16 protein-coding genes and 1 pseudogene are annotated in these 18,309 nt (G+C 47.8%); 15 read left to right on the top strand and 2 right to left on the bottom strand.

The window, feature by feature from the left end; all coding sequences use genetic code 11:
- The first annotated feature begins 16 nt into the window (after positions 1–16).
- The 7 genes from HMPREF9473_RS22310 to HMPREF9473_RS22280 are packed head-to-tail and all read left to right on the top strand — an operon-like array spanning position 17 to position 7,319.
- Positions 17–1,567: an ABC transporter ATP-binding protein gene (locus tag HMPREF9473_RS22310; protein WP_006782487.1), complete on the top strand. Its 1,551-nt coding sequence runs from the start codon at positions 17–19 to the stop codon at positions 1,565–1,567.
- Positions 1,567–2,637: an ABC transporter permease gene (locus HMPREF9473_RS22305; RefSeq protein WP_006782486.1), complete on the top strand. Its 1,071-nt coding sequence runs from the start codon at positions 1,567–1,569 to the stop codon at positions 2,635–2,637. Before HMPREF9473_RS22310 ends, HMPREF9473_RS22305 begins: the two co-directional genes overlap by 1 nt.
- A 3-nt stretch (positions 2,638–2,640) precedes the next feature.
- Entirely contained in the window at positions 2,641–3,594 is a 954-nt protein-coding gene (locus tag HMPREF9473_RS22300) for an ABC transporter permease (protein WP_006782485.1), read from the top strand.
- Complete coding sequence (locus HMPREF9473_RS22295; protein WP_006782484.1) at positions 3,587–4,339, top strand: purine-nucleoside phosphorylase; 753 nt, start codon at positions 3,587–3,589, stop codon at positions 4,337–4,339. The genes HMPREF9473_RS22300 and HMPREF9473_RS22295 overlap by 8 nt, the downstream gene beginning before the upstream one ends.
- Positions 4,323–5,048, top strand: coding sequence for a hypothetical protein (locus tag HMPREF9473_RS22290; protein WP_080568918.1), 726 nt, complete (start codon positions 4,323–4,325; stop codon positions 5,046–5,048). Before HMPREF9473_RS22295 ends, HMPREF9473_RS22290 begins: the two co-directional genes overlap by 17 nt.
- Positions 5,048–6,139, top strand: a complete 1,092-nt coding sequence (gene mtnA, locus HMPREF9473_RS22285) for an S-methyl-5-thioribose-1-phosphate isomerase (protein ID WP_006782482.1) — start codon at positions 5,048–5,050, stop codon at positions 6,137–6,139. The genes HMPREF9473_RS22290 and mtnA overlap by 1 nt, the downstream gene beginning before the upstream one ends.
- The gene (locus HMPREF9473_RS22280) at positions 6,117–7,319 is read left to right on the top strand and encodes an MFS transporter (protein ID WP_006782481.1); all 1,203 of its coding nucleotides are present in this window, start codon (positions 6,117–6,119) and stop codon (positions 7,317–7,319) included. Before mtnA ends, HMPREF9473_RS22280 begins: the two co-directional genes overlap by 23 nt.
- Positions 7,320–7,341: 22 nt before the next feature.
- Here HMPREF9473_RS22280 and HMPREF9473_RS22275 read toward each other — a convergent pair whose 3' ends face one another.
- On the bottom strand, positions 7,342–8,454 hold the full coding sequence (locus HMPREF9473_RS22275) for an aldose epimerase family protein (protein ID WP_050810104.1): 1,113 nt from the start codon (positions 8,452–8,454) through the stop codon (positions 7,342–7,344).
- A 388-nt stretch (positions 8,455–8,842) separates the two neighbouring features.
- Between HMPREF9473_RS22275 and HMPREF9473_RS22270 the strand changes: the two genes are divergently transcribed.
- The 8 genes and pseudogenes from HMPREF9473_RS22270 to HMPREF9473_RS22235 all read left to right on the top strand — a co-directional run bounded on the left by HMPREF9473_RS22270 (position 8,843) and on the right by HMPREF9473_RS22235 (position 17,359).
- Complete coding sequence (locus tag HMPREF9473_RS22270) at positions 8,843–9,616, top strand: SMP-30/gluconolactonase/LRE family protein (RefSeq protein WP_242830890.1); 774 nt, start codon at positions 8,843–8,845, stop codon at positions 9,614–9,616.
- Positions 9,613–10,374 carry an SDR family NAD(P)-dependent oxidoreductase gene (locus tag HMPREF9473_RS22265; protein WP_006782478.1) on the top strand — a complete coding sequence of 254 codons (762 nt, stop codon included), beginning with the start codon at positions 9,613–9,615 and terminating at the stop codon, positions 10,372–10,374. The genes HMPREF9473_RS22270 and HMPREF9473_RS22265 overlap by 4 nt, the downstream gene beginning before the upstream one ends.
- Positions 10,375–10,395: 21 nt before the next feature.
- Entirely contained in the window at positions 10,396–12,063 is a 1,668-nt protein-coding gene (gene ilvD, locus HMPREF9473_RS22260; protein ID WP_006782477.1) for a dihydroxy-acid dehydratase, read from the top strand.
- Positions 12,064–12,100: 37 nt separating this feature from the next.
- A pseudogene (locus HMPREF9473_RS22255) lies at positions 12,101–12,791 on the top strand (RraA family protein).
- A gap of 33 nt (positions 12,792–12,824) precedes the next feature.
- A complete protein-coding gene (locus tag HMPREF9473_RS22250; protein WP_006782474.1) occupies positions 12,825–13,685 on the top strand; it encodes an AraC family transcriptional regulator in 861 nt (286 codons plus the stop codon).
- 40 nt (positions 13,686–13,725) lie between these two features.
- Positions 13,726–15,231, top strand: coding sequence for a sugar ABC transporter ATP-binding protein (locus tag HMPREF9473_RS22245; protein WP_006782473.1), 1,506 nt, complete (start codon positions 13,726–13,728; stop codon positions 15,229–15,231).
- Positions 15,228–16,214, top strand: a complete 987-nt coding sequence (locus HMPREF9473_RS22240) for an ABC transporter permease (protein WP_006782472.1) — start codon at positions 15,228–15,230, stop codon at positions 16,212–16,214. Before HMPREF9473_RS22245 ends, HMPREF9473_RS22240 begins: the two co-directional genes overlap by 4 nt.
- A gap of 65 nt (positions 16,215–16,279) precedes the next feature.
- The gene (locus HMPREF9473_RS22235; protein WP_006782471.1) at positions 16,280–17,359 is read left to right on the top strand and encodes an arabinose ABC transporter substrate-binding protein; all 1,080 of its coding nucleotides are present in this window, start codon (positions 16,280–16,282) and stop codon (positions 17,357–17,359) included.
- A 23-nt stretch (positions 17,360–17,382) separates the two neighbouring features.
- Here the strand turns inward: HMPREF9473_RS22235 and HMPREF9473_RS22230 are convergent, their stop codons facing one another.
- Positions 17,383–18,243, bottom strand: a complete 861-nt coding sequence (locus HMPREF9473_RS22230) for an AraC family transcriptional regulator (protein WP_006782470.1) — start codon at positions 18,241–18,243, stop codon at positions 17,383–17,385.
- Between the last annotated feature and the right edge of the window lie 66 nt (positions 18,244–18,309).

The raw sequence follows: 18,309 nt of genomic DNA, 5'->3' as shown, positions 1-18,309 counted from the left end.
AATAAGGGGTAGTTTGATGAAAGAACCTATATTATGTATGAAAAATATCACCAAAGTTTATGGGAATGGAGTTTTAGCTAATGACCGCATGAATTTTGAACTGGAAAAGGGGGAAATCCATGCACTGATGGGAGAAAACGGTGCAGGAAAATCCACGCTGATGAAGGTTCTGTTTGGAAATGAGACACCGGATGAGGGAACCATTGAATACAGAGGGGAAATCGTAACTATCGACTCGCCAAAAAAGGCAGTGGAATTGGGGATTGGTATGGTATACCAGCATTTTAATTTAGCGGAATCCCTGACGGTGGCTGAAAACATTGTAGTTGGACAGGAACCAAATGCAGGTGTGTTTTTTGATAAAGAGAATGCCTGTAAATGCATTAATGAACTGGCACAAACTTATGGATTTCATATTTCAGCCAAAGAGCTGGTAAGGAATATTTCGGTAGGACAGAAACAAAAGGTTGAAATATTAAAAATCTTGTATCGGAATTCCAAATTGATTATTCTGGATGAACCGACGGCTGTATTGACACCCCAGGAAACTGACGAACTATTTGAGCAGCTGCTGAAACTAAAGAAGAACGGTTATACCATTATTTTTATCAGCCACAAGATTGAAGAAGTGATCAGGATTTGTGATCGCTTAACAATCATAAGAGCCGGAAGAGATGTTGGAACATACCAGGTCAACTCCCTGACAGCACAGGAGATTTCCAGGCTGATGGTGGGGAGGGACGTAATACTGGAGACGGAGAAACCAGAGCATGAACCAGGCGGTACTGTTTTAAAGGTCCACGATCTGTGCTTTTATGATAAGCATGGGGTGAAGGTGGTTGATCAGGTGAACTTCCATCTTCATAAAGGTGAAATTCTGGGGATTGCCGGTGTGGAAGGAAGCGGACAAAAAGAAGTAAGCGAAATTATAACAGGCATTCTGAAGGCGTCATCGGGCAGTGTGGAGATCGAGGGGATGGACACCACAAATTTAAGTGTAAGAAAAATAAGAGATTTGGGGGTATCCCATATTCATGAGGACCGCATGGTATATGGCGCCGCGTTGGAAGAATCCATAGAAGAAAATATGATATCCACCCGTTGCGAGGATAAAAAACTGGGTAACCGTATGTTTTTTGACAAAAAAGCAATTGAAAAAATTGGGAAAGATTTGACTGAAAAATATTCAATTCTCTGCAAATCTCCAAAGGTTTTACTGAAAATGTTATCTGGTGGAAATATGCAAAAGGTCATCGTCGCAAGAGAAATGTCTGTAAACCCGAAGATTCTAATTGCAAACCAGCCTACCAGGGGAATTGATGTGGGGGCGGTAGAGTTGATTCACCAAAAATTAATAGAGGCAAGAGAACGAGACTGTGCGATCCTGCTGATCTCCTCGGATTTAAATGAGGTTCTGGATATGTCAGACCGTCTGCTTGTGTTCAGTGCAGGCAAAGTGGCCGGATGCTTTCGCGATGTGAAGGCGTTAACCGATGAAGAACTTGGATGGTATATGTTAGGCTTGAAACAACAAACAGAAGAAGAGTTGAAAGAGGCGATTGTGTAATGAATATCAGTAAAAAATTTAATTTAATAAAAACGCTTATGGCAATAGTCATTGCACTTTTTTTGACCATTGTAATTATCTTTTGCATTAGTGAACAGCCCCTGGATGCAATCAAATATTTTCTGTTAGGGCCGGTTATGAAATTTAAGAGGCTGGCAAATGTGATTGAGATGATGATGCCACTGTTATTTACCGGGTTGTCTGTTTCCCTGATCTGTCGTACCGGCATTTTCAATCTGGCAAGTGAATCTTCCTTTTTTATCGGAGGTTCTGTCGCGGCAATACTAGCCATTAAATTGCAGCTGCCAGGGATGCTTCTTCCAATTGCCTGTATTCTTTTTGGAGGCTTGGCAGGAATGGCCTGTATGTATATCCCGGTAAAAATCAGACAAAAATTTGGTTCCAGTGAGATCGTATCCTCGCTGATGCTTAATTACCTGATTTTCTATTTGTGCAGTTTTTTGATCCGAAGTTTCGTTAAGAATCCTGATTCCGGGGAATTGCGGTCACTGGATTTTCCGGAAAACGCCATGCTGTTTAAGTTGATTCCCACGACGAGGGTACATGCGGGTCTGCTCATTGCCATTGTGTTTGTGATTGTGTTCTGGCTGTATTTATTCAAAAGTAGATGGGGTTATAAAATGCGGATATCGGGAAGCAGTCCTAAATTTGCACTTTATTCTGGAATTGGAGTCAGTACATCGGTAGTCATTGCCCATTTACTTGCAGGATTAGCATGTGGAGTAGGCGGAGCCTGTGAAATGCTTGGAATGTACAGCGCGTTTAAGTGGACCATTGTCCCGGGACCTGGATACGGATGGGATGGAATCATAGTGGCGACTCTTGCCAGAAATAATCCGGCATTGGTGCCGGTCGGAGCGTTCTTTTTGGCTTATATGCGTGTTGGAGCAGATATTATGACCAGATTGACAGATGTTCAGAATGAGATTGTTTCCATTATCCAGGGAGTTGTAATCATTCTTATTGTTGCACAGAGCTTTCTTGGCAGCATGGAAAGGAAAGCAATTTATAAAGAGGCGACAGCGAATGCCGGAAAGGGAGGTGAGTAAAGTATGGATGTATTTCATCTTATATTTAACGCTGATTTTCTGGCGACAACGGTGAGGATGACAACGCCGATTATGTTTGCTGGTCTGGCCGCATTGATCGTCAGTCAGGCGGGGATGATGAACCTGGCGATTGAAAGTACGATGCTGACATCAGCTCTTGTAGGAGTTATCGTCAGTGCATGGACTCATAATGCGTGGGCAGGCTTAATCGGAGCAGTTTTGATTGGGATTCTCATGTCAGGAGTGATTGGATACGCGGCGCTTGTTTTAAAAGCTGATATGTATATGAATGGAGTTGCGTTTAACCTGATGATGTCAGGAGGAACGGTATTCATCATGTACTTAATATGTGGAAGCAAGGGTATGACCACAGGACTGCAGAGTGCGGTGCTCCCTACGGTGACAATCCCTTTGATTAAAGATATTCCTGTCCTTGGGAAAATTATATCAGGCCAGTATCTCTTAACATATGCAGCAGTATTATGCACGGTTTTTATGAATCTTTTTCTGTATAAAACCAAGATTGGATTGAGACTAAGAATGGTGGGGGAAAATCCGGAAGCGGCGGAATCAGTCGGTATCAATTCCGTAAAAATGAAAATGCTGGCAATGTGTATCAGTGGCGGGATGTCCGCGCTTGGCGGGGTATTTCTCTCCATGGGTTATGTCTCCTGGTTTCAGGCAGGAATGACAAATGGCAGAGGATTTATTGGAATGGCGGCTGCAGCGCTGGGAGGAAACAGGCCGTTAGGCTCATTGCTTGCCTCGCTGTTGTTTGGCTCGGCCGACGCGCTGGCGATGATACTCAGCACATTAAGTATCCCGTCGGAATTAGTTTCCATGATTCCATATTTTTTAACAATCGTAGGTCTTATAATTTCTTCGATTATAATGAAGAATCGGATGGAATATAAGGCTTCTTATCAAAAAACGGAGGAGGAAAATAAACATGGTTGAGTTTTTGCCAGATATGATTTGTACAGAACCGGATATGATCGCGGAGACAGTTCTGCTGCCGGGAGATCCGCTGCGGGCAAAATATATTGCGGAGCATTTTTTGGAGAGGCCGGTTTTATATAATACGGTCAGAGGTTTATATGGGTATACGGGGTGGTACAGGGGAAGCAAAGTTTCTGTGCAGAGCACGGGAATGGGGACTACCTGCATTATGGAATGTGCTTACCAGTTGATTGAAAAATATGGATGTAAAAACTTAATCCGTATTGGGACAAGTGGTTCTGATAATCCGGATATTCATGTGGGGGATACCATTTGTTCTTTAGCATCCTCCAATTTGTCTAACATTACGGTGGAGGAGTTTGGAACTTATGATTATATTCCTACCGGTGATTTTAAATTAATAAAAATGGCTTCGGAAACAGCGAAAGAAAATCATTTGAGACTTTTAGTCGGCCCCACAAAATGTGGCGACATGCTGTATCCGGAAACGGATTCTGTGCCATCATTTTTCTTAAACCCGTTAAGTGCTTATCGATTTGTGGGTGATGAAATGGAAGGAGCCGGCCTTCTTGTGGCGGCATCTCATTATGAGGATGTCAGGGCCATGGTGATGATTACATGCAGTGATCATCAGATTTATGGGGACGAGGATACCCCTCTTGCACTGAGAGAGAGTAAGTATACAAATATGATGAAAATTGCGCTGGAGGTTGCGCACAAGCTGGATGAGGGAGGAAAATAATATGGGGCTTTGTCTTACAGGAACTGCGGATGAGGTAGCAGATATCGTTTTCCTGACAAACGATTCTTTAAACGTTGAATGGATTGCCGCAAATCTGCTTACCAATGTAAAGTTTTATAATGATATTCGAAATATGCGGGGATGTACAGGTGAATATAAAGGAAAACGGGTATCTGTGCAGGGAGAGGGAATCGGACCGGTAAATGCCGCGATGTATGCAGTTGAAATTATGAACGAATTTGATGTAAAGAAAGTTGTAAAGATTGATACCTGCACAGCACTGAAACATAATATCCTGCTTGGAGATATGATTCTTCCCCAGTCCGCCCATACAACAAGTTCGATTAATAAACGCCGGTTTAATGGAATCACATTTCCGGCGGTGGCGGATTTTCAGTCACTTGACCGGGTATATGACCAGGCGGTCGAAAAGAACATTCCTGTTCATGTAGGTCCGGTTGTATCCATTGAACACAGAGGGGAGATGGAGCTTGCAAGGAAATTCGCATTAAGAGGGGCGATTGCTATTGATCTGGAGATGAATCAGACGTTTACAGCGGCACAGAGATTTGGGATTCCTGGCGTAGGGATATTGATTGCTACTGAAAATTTAATAACAGAGGAAACCATGCAGCGGTCGGATAAACAAAAGGCGTTTGCAAAGGTAGCTGAATTTGCTTTAGAGAGTATATTGATGGAGGAAGCATGATGAGTGTTGTGGATAAAATTGTATCGGTTCGGTTGGAGGATGATAAGGATGCTTTGGTGATTTTGGACCAGACTCTTCTTCCCAATGAGGTGAAATATCTGGAGTTAAAGAGCAAAGAAGCAATCTTTGAAGCAATTAAGAAATTGCGGGTGAGAGGTGCCCCTGCAATTGGGATTGCAGCGGCATTTGGAGTTTATCTGTGTACAAAACATGTGGAGACAGATGACTATGATGAATTTAAACAGGCATTTACCGAGGTCATGGAGTATCTGGCATCTTCAAGGCCTACTGCCGTGAATTTATTCTGGGCACTGAACCGTATGGAGAGAAAGCTGGATTCGGTAAAAGGTCTCGGTATCGCGGAAATTAAGAACTGTTTAAGACAAGAAGCATGGGCAATCAGAGAGGAGGATGCAAATGTCTGTAAGGCAATTGGCGAGTACGGACTTTCACTCCTGAAACCTGGTATGGGGCTGCTGACCCATTGCAATGCAGGAACTATAGCTACGGCCCAGTATGGTACAGCTCTGGCACCATTTCATCTTGGACAGGAAAGGGGCTATCAATTCAAAGCGTATGTGGACGAAACAAGACCATTATTACAGGGGGCCAGGCTGACCGCTTGGGAGTTAAAGGAATCCAATGTGGATGTGACTTTGGTTTGTGATAATATGGTATCGTTATTGATGCGCAATGGCTTTATTGACGCGTGTCTGGTAGGCTGTGACCGTATCGCTGCAAACGGAGATTTTGCGAATAAGATAGGAACTTCAACATTGGCAGTGGTGGCAAATCATTATGGAGTTCCGGTATATGTTTTTGGTCCGACATCTACGATTGACATGAAATGCGAGAGTGGGGACGATATAGTCATCGAACTTCGTGATGAAAGCGAAATCAGCGAACTGTGGTATGAAAAACGTATGGCTCCGGTAGGAATCAAGGCATATAATCCTGCTTTTGATGTGACATCACACGAATTGGTTACGGCAATCATTACAGAGAAAGGAATTATTAAGCCGCCTTTTGACAAGAGCCTTGCTAAAATAATGACCAGGGAGATGAAGCATGTTAAAAAAGATGTCGAATAACAGACGAATCACCATCACGGCTTTTTTCGTAGTGGTGTTCATGACGGGATATGCATTATCTATCGCCATGTATAGCGGTTTGCTGCCTGATTTAATACAGTATTATGGTTTTTCACTGATTGAGGCATCTTATTTTGACATGATGAATGAAATTGGCCAGATTCTTGCTATGGTAATTGGATTATTTCTTCTGGACCTCCTGGATAAAAACAGGACACTGACTTTGATGATGATGCTTTTTGGCGGGATGATGGTATTGACCGGCTTTGCGCCGGCAATCCTCCTGCTCATGATGTGCCGTTTGTTTATGGGAGTCAGTGGTTCTATTGTGGATAATCTTACCGCGACATATATTGCTGATTTGTATGGAGAAAAAAGAGCGCGCTATGTATCGTTGCTGCATACTTTTTTTGCCATAGGAAGCATGATTGGACCCCAGGTTGCCGCTTATATGATGGGGCGGAATTATGGATTCAGAGAGACCTATCAGATGGTTGGGTTTGTTCTGTTAGGAGCGGTGATTCTTTTCTTCCTTACAACGGTAATTGTTAAGAAACCTGTTCCGGCCGTGGCTTTTTCGAGAAATGAGAAAGGATATAAAAAGATTCCGATTGCCTTGATTTTAAAAAATCAAAACATTCAGTGGCTTTGTGTAGGAACGGCACTGGTTGGCGGCGTTTATTATATTGATATGTGGATGCCTACCTATCTGCAAACGGTATATGGAAGCCGGTTTTCACCTGGTTTTTGTTCGTTTATTATAACGCTGACGTATTTGGGGATGTTGCTCAGCCGTATTATTTTTGGTATTGTTTCATCAAAAATATCTGCTAATACCTATATGAAGTTCAGCTGCATCTCCAGTGCGATTGTGATTGTGGTAATGATTTTAATTCCGGGTCATGGGAGCATGATAGCAGGAATGTTTTTGCTGGGCCTGTTCAGCGGCGCACAGCATACTGTTCAATATATCATGGCATTTGAAGAGTTTCCTGATTATTCTGCAACGGTTGCTTCTATATCGGCTATTTTTTTGTCACTGGGCATTATGGTGATTCGGTTGATTATAAATGGGATTGCGGATTTGGGGTATTATAGAGAGGCAATGATGATTCCGGCGGCCGCGCTGGTTTGCTGTTTCTTTGTGTTTGGACTGGGGTATCAAGAAGTATCATTTTAAAGCGATGTAAGCAATTGGCGTTTTAGAATACATACAGGATGGTCCTGCGAAAACGCTCGCCGGGGGCGGTGAGATGATACTGTTCCGGTGCGATATGAGGAACGTCCGGAATATCCTGGGCTTCCAGGGCGATGGCACAGGAAGTGGAGGAGATGGTATTTCCCGTAAGGAGGTGGCCGTCTCCAATGTAGCCACCGGTGTACAGTACAACGGCGGGCGCATCAGTGAATAGGGTTAAGCTTCTGCCGGAGGCGTTGTCTTTTAAGGACAGCGCCTTTTTTAGTTGTCTGGAACAAGGCAGGGAGGCCGATGCAGGAGTTTCGTAAGCAGGAAAATCATCCAGCAAAAAAGCGTTATTGTAGCCGTGGGCAATTTTTAACTGACCGTCTTCCGGAAAGTTTTGCATCTGTGCAGCGGGTGCTATGGGCGTGGAGAAGTCAAAAGCGGTGCCGGCGCAGGGAAGGATTGCGGCTGGTATATGCTCTTTATCATTTGCAACGTAAAGAGTCGCATAAATCTGGAGTTCCTGCTCCAGCCCGGAGCGGGTGAAATCGCCGGACAAGTTGAAGTAGGCATGGTTGGATGGATTAAAATAGGTGGGCATGTCAGATTCTGCTTCATAAGCGACTTCCAGAATGCCGGGACGTTTCAGGGTATAACTGACAGAAAAATTGCGGTTTCCGGGAAAGCCATCCAAGCCATCCGGGAGATGGAGCTTGAAGGTTACGGAGCAGGAATCTGGGGATTCCTCATAGGTTTTGATAGACCAGTTTTGGAAGGAGGCATTTAAAAATCCGCCGTGCAGATTATGGCGGCCGTCGTTTTGAGACAGGCGACAGAGGCGGCTGTGAATGGGAAGTTCCGCCCCCTTAATCCGTCCGGCAGTGGGGGCGAGCGTGGCTCCGGCATAAAGCGGATTGTTTTGATAGCTGCTGTCAGTTTGATAGCCAAGTACGACATTTTCCAAAAGGCCGTTCCGATTTGGTATCATCAAACGGCTGATGGCGGCGCCGTAGGTGAGAAGGGTGATCTGCATCCGCTTTTCATCTTCTAAAATCACATGAGATACCTCGGTATTATTGTTTGAATTTGTCTTATAAAAATCAGGGATATTATCTATTTTTACATGCATCATGACACATCCTTTCCAGGGACACTTGCTGTTTTCAACAAGATTATATCAATTTATACGAAAACAAATCAATATAGGGAGTTGAATTGAGCAAAATTTATAAACGCATGGGCAATTTAAGGTAATGCTTTTGCCCTGTGCCTGCGGCTATAATAAAAAACATGAATTGACGGGAAAGAAAAGTTCCGAAAAATACAATACAAATATATTCAGTGCCGTTTCGTGACAGACACCGTGCCGAAAAAGTCATACACTGGATTTACAGAAAAGAGGTGTATGGTGTTTGAGGGAAAGTGAATGGAGGATATGGGAAGTCAGGCAGATACCTTCTTTCCGTTGCAGGCTGGGAGAAGGATGTGTCTGGGATGCGAGGAGCGGGCGGCTGTATTTTGTGGACATCGAAGGATGTAAAATCCATTGGTTCCGACCGGCGGATGGAAGTGCAGGCGGGATTGATACTGACGATATGGCTGGCTGTTTGGCGCTGTGCCGGGCTGGAGATGGAGACATAGTGGCGGCAATCGGCCACCGTCTGGTCCGTATCACAGAGGACGGGGCGAAATCGGAGATTTTGACGGAGCTTATTCTTCCGGACTATGTGAGATTTAATGATGGGAAATGTGATTCCCAGGGACGGTTATGGGTGGGAACGATGGCGAAGAACCAGGAGCATCCGAAGGCAAAAGGATGTGGAAGTCTCATCTGCATAGAAGATAACCGGGTGACGGCCGAATATCCGGGCTACACCATCCCCAATGGAATGGCGTGGGATGGGGAACGGTTTTATCATATCGATACTTCCAAAGGAATGATTGAGGAGTACCGGATGGAAGAAAACGGAAGGCTGGGCGGCAGAAAAACTGCGGTGTCCGTAAATCCGGCAGACGGTTCGCCGGATGGGATGAGCATTGATGAGGAAGGAAATCTCTGGGTGGCGATGTGGGGCGGCCAAAAGGTGTGCTGCTATCATCCACAGACAGGGGAGAAACTTGGGGAAATCCCGGTACCGGTGAAAAATGTGTCCTGCGTCACCTTTGGGGATGAGGACTTGAAGACTTTGTATATCACGACGGCTATGGACGGGGATGGGCTTGGAGGCCAGTTGTATGCGGTCCGGCTCCCGGTGGCCGGTGTATTGCCATATGAGTATGGAGGAAGAAGATGATGAGACAGAAAACAGCTTTGATTACAGGGGCAGCCAGAGGAATCGGCAGACAGATAGCCATCTCCATGGCGAAAGCTGGTTATGATATTGTTGTGAATTACAGAAGTGACAGGGAAGCGGCCAAGGAAGTTTGCCGGATTGCAAAAGCGTGTGGCAGAAGGGCCGAGGCGGTCTACGCCGATATGGGGGTGCTGGAGGATATCCGGCGGATGTATGAGAAAGCGTTTGACATATTTGGAGTGGTAGACGTGGTGGTGAATAATGCGGGAATCAGCAGCGAGGTGTATTTCCTGGATGCCACGGAAGAAGATTTTGACAGGATGACGGCGGTGGACTGGAAAGGCGTGTATTTCAGCAGCCAGATTGCAGCGAAGCGGATGATTGAAAAAGAGGTGAAGGGAGTGATTATTAACATCTCTTCCAACCAGGTGATGGGGTGCTGGCCACGGGCGACGATATACGCACCGACAAAAGCGGCGGTATCTAAGTTTACCAGGAACGCGGCAATGGAACTGGCCCTAAAAGGAATCCGCATGGTGGATGTGGCGCCTGGCTACACGGATGTAGGCTGGGAGCCGGGAGATATCCGGCTGGAGGCGGCAAAAAGACTGCCACTGAGACGGTTTGCTACCACAGAGGAGATTGCGCAGGGTGTTCTTTATCTGGCTTCCGACGCGGCGGATTATATAACGGGAAGCACGCTGACGATTGATGGAGCGGCTACGCTGCCAGTTGTGGCGGCGAACGATTTTGTGTAAGAAAGTGTATGAAAGGACCGTATGGAAAAACATTATTATAATCAACTGCTCCAGGGAGATGGCGGGGCGTTGAAGCGGGCGCTTTACAAATCCATGGGATTCACGGATGAGAGTTTGTCAAAACCGCTGATAGCCATTGTAAATACCTACACCAACGCAACCCCGGGGCATTACGGCATAGATGAGTTATGTAAACAAGCGGAACGGGGAATCGAGGCGGCCGGAGGCACGGCTATGACCTTTGGAACCATTGCTCCCTGCGACGGGATTGCGGAGGGACATGACGGGATGCGCTACATTTTACCGTCGAGAGATTTGATTACCTCCTCGGTGGAATGCATGGTACGGGCCCATAAGTTTGATGGCCTGGTGCTGCTTGGCTCTTGCGACAAAATTGTGCCGGGGCTTTTGATGGCGGCGGCAAGACTGGACATTCCGGCGGTGTTCTGCAACAGCGGTCCCATGATGCCGGCAGTGTACAAGGGAAAGCATTATGACGGCAATATCGTCACGGAGGCTGTGGGCTGGAAACAGCGTGGAGAGATTGATGAAACGGAATTTGAGGAGATAGAAAATCTGGCGGAGCCGTGTGCCGGTTCCTGCGCCATGCTGGGCACGGCTAATACCATGGGATGCATGGCGGAGGCCCTGGGAATGAGCCTGCCGGGAAGCGCGGTAGTGCCTGCCATCTACGCAAAGCGGATGCAGATTGCCTATGAGACGGGCCGGGCGGCCATGGAGATGGTGAGAAAGGGAATCACAGCCAGGCAGATTATCACGAAGCAATCCATTGAAAATGCGATTACCGTGCTTATGGGAATCGGAGGTTCCACCAACGCCATCATGCATTTGCAGGCAATACATAAAGAAGCGGGACTGGGGCTTCTGCCTCTGGAAACGTTTGGAATATTCAGCAGGAACATTCCCCAGGTGGCGCCGGTGTACCCGGCTTCTCCCTATGATATGGTAGATTTTTATGAGGCGGGCGGTGTACCGGCAGTGATGATTGAGTTGAGGGATTGGCTTCACACGGATTGTATGACGGTGAGCGGCCGCACGGTGGAAGAAAATCTGAACCAGGAGCTGGAGACTACCAGGAGAGAAGTGATTAAGACGGCGAAAGAGCCGTTTCATCCAAACGGCGGCGTCTCTGTGCTGACTGGCAACATGGCTCCCCTGGGGGCGGTGGTGAAACCTGCGGCAATCCCGGAACATCTTCTGAGATTTACCGGAACGGCAAACGTATACCAGAGTGAACAGGAAGCCTGTGCCGCCATACTAAACGGTGAGGTAAAACCGGGAACCATGGTTGTGCTTCGATATGAGGGGCCCAAAGGCGGACCTGGAATGCCGGAGATGTACCGGCCTATGAAATGTCTGGAGGGTATGAACTTATCTGACAGCTGTGCCGTGGTGACAGACGGTCGTTTCTCAGGCTCCAACCGTGGATGCTTTGTCGGACACATTTCACCGGAAGCCTATGAGGGCGGTGTGCTGGCCCTGGTGGAAGACGGAGATGTGATCCGGATTGATGTACCGGGCGGCGAGTTGAGCCTGTTGGTGGATGAGGCGGTTCTGGAAGAGAGAAAGAAACGCTGGGTTCGTCCTGAGAAAGAACTTCCGGACGGTTACTTGAGCACTTATCAAAAAATCAGTAAATCAGCGGCAGAAGGCGCGGTTGTGGAGTGAAGGACAGCGGGTGCCGCGGCCAGAATAGGAGTGTATCATGATAACATGGAAAAACGATGAAGAATTATTTGCGCTGATGCGGGTGGAGCTGTACTCCGCAGTCATCGGAGATATCTTAGATAAATTGCATTATTACCACCAGTTTCTGCCATACAGGATTCAGCCAGTCAAGGAGCATATGGTGGTGGCCGGCCGGGCGATGACCGTGCTGGAGGCAGATGCATTTGAGGAGTTGTCTGCCGGGCAGAATGCGGTTATGCAGAAACCGTTTGGACTGATGCTGGAGGCACTGGATGATATCAAAAAAGATGAAGTTTACATCTGCACCGGCTCATCGCCGTCTTATGCTCTGGTCGGCGAGTTAATGTGTACCAGAATGCAGATTCTCGGTGCGGCGGGGGCGGTAGTAAACGGATTCCACCGTGACACGAAAGGGATTGTAGGTTTGGATTTTCCCTGCTTTTCTTACGGCAGATACGCCCAGGACCAGGCGCCGAGAGGCAAGGTGATTGACTTTCGGGTGCCAATAGAGATTGAGGGTGTCCGGGTGAATCCGGGAGATATTGTTTTTGGTCGATTTGGACGGCGTGGTGGTTATTCCGAGGAGCATTGAGGAAGAGGTAATCCGGTTGGCCTACGAGAAGGCTACCGGCGAGAAAATGGTGTCGGAAGCCATCCGGGCCGGTATGGGAGCGAAAGAGTCCTTTGATAAGCATGGAATTATGTAAACTAATAACTGTGAAACAACGCAGGGGGCAAACATGAATAAGACAGAGCAGTTGATACTGGAACTCATGTCCGGGGGCGGTTACGAGGTGGTGATGCAGAATGCGGGAATTTTTCGTTTCCCATCCAACTACCGTTTTGAATCCCACAGCCACATGGCCTACGAAATCAATTACATCAATACCGGCTGCTGCATTATGGGAGTCGGGGATGATTATGTCCCACTGAAACAGGGGGACTGCATCATTGTCAATCCCTACGCGTCCCACTGCTTCATGGTGGACGTGAAAAATGCATGCAGGATTACCCAGGTGGAGATGGCTGTCATGATGCCGTCCCACATAAAGCCAGGTATTTCCTTCCTTGAGCATGTGGGCGACTACCATAAACTGTGTCATTGTGAGGGCATTTTGCGGCAGCTGGAAAATATCTGTTACCTTCACCGGATGAAGCGGGAGGACAGTTATATGAAGGCCCAGCTGGATTTTGCCATGGCCCAGCTGTACGCGGGTCTGTCCTACTATATTGATGAAAAGAAGGCGGAGCAGAGCCCCAGAAAACAGGACCGGATTGGCAAGATGATACGCTACATCAACCAGAATCTGGAGGAAGATATCAATCTGGAAGAACTGTCGGCCCAGTTTGGCATCAGTTCCCGCTACGTGCGAAAATATTTTTTGCAGCAGATGGGAATGAAATGTACCGAGTACATCACCATGCTGCGTATTGGCAAGGCGAAAGAACTTTTGTGGGAACCGTCCTACTCCATCACGGATGTGGCGTTGATGGCCGGTTTTAACAGTTCCCAGTATTTTTGCAGAAGCTTTCGAAATTATGTGGGCATGACACCGGCAGAGTATCGCCGCATGTGGAGAGATAAAGAGGCAGAGGGCTAAATGCAGAAGGATAAGGGAGCAAAGGAGAGGAGGAGGTAATATGGGAAGTGTCTTAGAGTTCAAACACATTTCCAAGTATTTTCCGGGCGTGAAGGCGCTGGATGATATCTGTTTTCAGGCATTCAGCGGAGAAGTGCTGGCGTTTCTCGGTGAAAACGGGGCCGGTAAATCCACGCTTTTGAAGGTCTTAAACGGGGACTATCAGCCGGATGAGGGAGAATACTGGCTGGACGGGGAGAGGAAGCATTTTAAATCCCCCCAGGAGGCGATCGAGGCGGGAATCAGCGTCATTTACCAGGAGAGGCAGATTCTCATGGAGCTGTCAGTGGCGGAAAATATCTACCTGGGCAGGATGCCGGTGAACAAATTTGGTGTTATCAATATGAAAGAGGCCAACCGGATGGCGGGGAAGATTATTGAGGACTTTGGTCTTCCCATTGAACCGGACGCAAAAGTGAAGGATTTGAGCATCGCCTACCAGCAGATGGTGGAAATCATGAAGGCGTACAGCCGGGATGGATTAAAGGTTATCTGCTTTGACGAGCCGACGGCCAGCTTGAGCGATTCGGAGATTGACAGTTTGTTTTCCATCATAGAGAAGTTGAAATCAGAAGGAAAAATCATCATTTACGTATCCCACCGTATGAACGAGATTCAGCGGATTACCGATAAGGTTGCCATCTTCAAGGACGGCAGATATGTGAACACCGTGGTGACCGGCGAGGTGCCGGAGAGCGAGATGATCAAGATGATGGTGGGCCGGGATTTGGGCGATATCTACGAGAACCTGGACAGGGACAAGGAGATAGGGGAAGTTCTGCTTGATGTGAGAAATGTCTCCTCCGACTACGTGAAACCGACCTCCTTCCAGCTGCGGCGGGGAGAGGTGCTTGGTTTCTCCGGACTGGTGGGAGCGGGCCGGACGGAAGTGATGCGGGCTATTATCGGGGCGGACCATTTAAGGTCCGGCGAGGTGTGGCTGGAAGGAAAGAAGATTGTGAACAAATCCCCGAAGGACGCCATGGACAACGGCATCGTCCTGGTGCCGGAGGACAGGAAAATGCAGGGCATTTTGGCAAATTTGAGTGTCAGCGGCAACATCAATATTTCCATGCTGGATAAAAACTCCAATAAGCTGGGGATTGTCAGCAGCAAAAAGGAGGCGGAGGTGGCGGACCAGGGAATCAGGGATTTCCGGATTAAGACACCTTCACCGGACAAGAAAATCGTGGAGCTGTCAGGCGGCAACCAGCAGAAATGTATCGTGGCCAGATGGCTGACAACCAATCCCAAGGTGCTGATTTTAGACGAGCCGACCAAAGGGATTGATGTGGGAGCAAAATCTGAATTTTATAACATGATTTGTTCCTTTGCAAAGCAGGGGCTGGGCGTTATCCTGATTTCTTCCGAACTGCCGGAGGTAATCGGACTGTCCGACAGGATTATCGTTATGAAATCGCTGAAGATATCCGGAGAAGTTTCCAGGGAGGAAGCAACCGAGAGCAAACTTCTCAGTCTAGGAATGATAGGAGAGAATGAATCATGAAAAATGTAGAAAAGATGAAAAAGGCAATAGGTGGAGACAAACTGGTACTGATGGCGGCCATTGTGGCGGTGTTTATCCTGTTTACATCTTTAAACCGGAACTTCATGACCATGGCAAATATCATTAACCTTCTGGTTGCGTCCTCTCTGGTTGGACTGGTGGCCATCGGGCATACATACCTGATTATTGCGGGGCAAAACGATTTGTCTCCTGGGTCTCTGGCGGCATTATCCGGCGTGATTGCGGCGCTTTTGGTGAGCTGGGGCGTGCCCTTTATGGCAGCGGTTCTGATTACCATTGTGATTGCGGCGGTAGTGGGCGTGTTCAACGCCTGGATGGTGAATAAAATCAAGCTGGAGGCATTTATTGCAACTCTGGTGACCCAGTCGATTATCCGTGGATTTGCTTATATTGTGTGCGGAGGAAAACCGATTGCAATCAGCAACAAGACGTTTATCACCCTTGGGAAGGCAAGGATTTTGAACGTACCGCTGTCCGTTTGGATTATGATAATTGCCATTGTGATATTTGGATTTATCCTGGCGAAGACCAAGTTTGGACGCAGTATCTACGCTATCGGAGGCAATAAGGACGCGGCCCGTCTGGCGGGACTGAATCCGGAGCGGATTGTGTTAATCTGTTATGTGATGATGGGCGTGCTGTGTGCCCTTGGCGGTGTGGTGTTTGCGGCACGTATGAATTCCGGCCAGCCGGCGGCCTGTGTGAACTTAGAGTTTGACGCCATCACGGCGGTTATTCTTGGCGGCGTGTCATTTGCGGGCGGCGTCGGAACCATGGGCGGGACGGTGCTTGGTATCATCCTGATTCAGGCGTTTAATATGGGACTCACCATGGTAAATGTGCCATCCTTCTGGCAGTATGTGGCAAGAGGCGGACTGCTGTTATTCGCACTGACATCCGACTATATCCGTAAGAGAAACCGCGATAAAGCGCTGCTGGCGGCAAGTATGAAGAACAGCTAAATAGAAACAATTCACATTATTTGTGTGTTGTGATAGAGCAAAGAAAATAAAAGGAGAGAGAGAACATGAAAAAAACAACAGCATTACTGATGGCGATGGCCATGACAGCATCCTTAGTGGGATGCAGCACTGGAACAGATGCACCGGCAACCACGGCAGCTCCGGCGGCGGATACTACGGCGGCACCGGCAGCAGACGCACCAAAAGCAGAGGAGCCAAAGGCAGAGGCACCGGCAGGCGACAAGCTGGTCGTATACGGAATCTACAAGGCTGGTGACCAGACCTGGTTTATCGACGAGGGAGCGGCGGCACAGAAGGCCGTGGAAGATTTGGGCGGAGAGTTCATTTATGTAGATGCAAAAATGAGTCCGGAGGAATATTTGAAGGCCATTGATAACGCCATTGCCAACAAGGCATCCGGTATCGTGACCTGTATTCCGGACCAGACCATGTCACAGGCAGTGGTTGACAAGGCAAATGAGGCAGGCATCCCCATCGTGGCGGCCGATGATGCGCTTCAGGATGCAAGCGGCAGCAAGCTGGCTCCGTGGGTAGGGATCAACGCCTATGTGATTGGTGAAGCCAACGGCGAGTGGCTGGCTAACTATGCCAAGGATAACAACCTGGTGACAGACCCGGAGGTAGGACTTCTCATCATGACCATGGACACCGTGTCCAGCTGTGTGCCGCGTGCGGAAGGCGAGTTTGATAAATTTACGGAGCTGTGCCCGGACTTTGACCAGAGTAAAATCTTCAAAGCAGATTATGACGGAACAACCGATAAGGGCAATACCGCCGCTACCGCGGTGATTACCGCTCATCCGGAAATCAAGAAATGGCTGGTTACCGGTGCAAACGAGGAAGGCTGTGTAGGCGCGGCACGTGCATTGGAGAGCGCCGGTCTTGATGCGGACGCCTGTGTAGTTGGTCTTGGCGCGTATATGGCAAAAGATGAGTTCAAGAAAGAGGGCGGTTCCTGTATGAAGGCTTCCGCATACTTCTCCGCTGATTCTGTGGGCGCAGGTTCTGTCAATGTGCTGATGGATATCATCAATGGAAAAGAGCCGGTGATGGAGACCGCGGTGGATGCCATTGTTGTAACACCTGAGACATACAAAGAGGTAATGGGCAAGGCAGCAGAGTAGAGATAGAAGAAGGGGCCGTCCTGCTAGACGGTCCCTTCTGTGCTGCTGTATTCCCGGTAGCTGCTGGGGGTAGCGTTTACCCATTTTTTAAAGGTGGTGCAGAAGCTGCTCTCACTGGCAAAACCGGTGAGAAAGCAGATTTCCTTGATGGAGGCGGATGTGGTCTTTAATAAAAATTTAGCCGAGTTGATCCGCATGGCAATGAGATATTCGTGGGGAGTGAAGCCGGTTTCTTTCTTGAATAGCCGGGTGAAATAGTAGGGGCTTAAGGAGGCTCTGGCGGCTAAGTCGTCCAGGGTCAGCGGTTCGGTCAAATGCTCGTTCATGTAGGCCGTGGTTTCCTCAATGATATCCGAAGGCTCCGAATGCCCGGACGGATTGTCCCGGGAGACTAAAAGTTCTGTCAGAATGTTGGTAATGTACTGGGATACCAGCGCTTCCTTGATGGAAGCATTTTCCCGGAAAAGCTGGTAGATTTTATGTAAATATTTTTCAAAACGGTAGGAATCCCGGAGGGTGATAATAGGGCCGGAAGCCTCGGTAATCATCTGGAAGTAAGCTCTGGCGGCAATGCCGTCAAAATGAATCCACTCCGACTCCCAGCCGGTGTTGGTGTAGTAGCCATGAGGCTTGTAGCAGTCCAGGAGGATAATCTGGTTTTCCCTGGCGGTGTAAGTCTGGTTGTTGGTAGTGACGATGCACTGGCCTTTTTTCATATATACAATCAGGAAACTGTCGTAGGAACTGCGCTTCAGCGAGTAGGTGGCATCATAGAGAAAATGTCCCACGCACACGGGATAAAAAAATGTTTTTTCAGCCAGGGAACTGGCGGTATAGACATAATAATCGGAGTCTTTCATCACTCCGGGCTCATAAGAAATCATAAAATCACCTCCGTTAGATTCAGTATAGTTTCTTTTAATAAAATAATCAATGGATAATAGCAATTT

Origin of the sequence: Hungatella hathewayi WAL-18680 (assembly GCF_000235505.1) — a bacterium.
GTDB classification, from domain to species: Bacteria; Bacillota; Clostridia; order Lachnospirales; family Lachnospiraceae; genus Hungatella_A; species Hungatella_A hathewayi_A.
The sequence above is the reverse complement of the archived record's forward strand: the minus strand, read 5'-3'. Positions and strand labels throughout refer to the sequence as shown.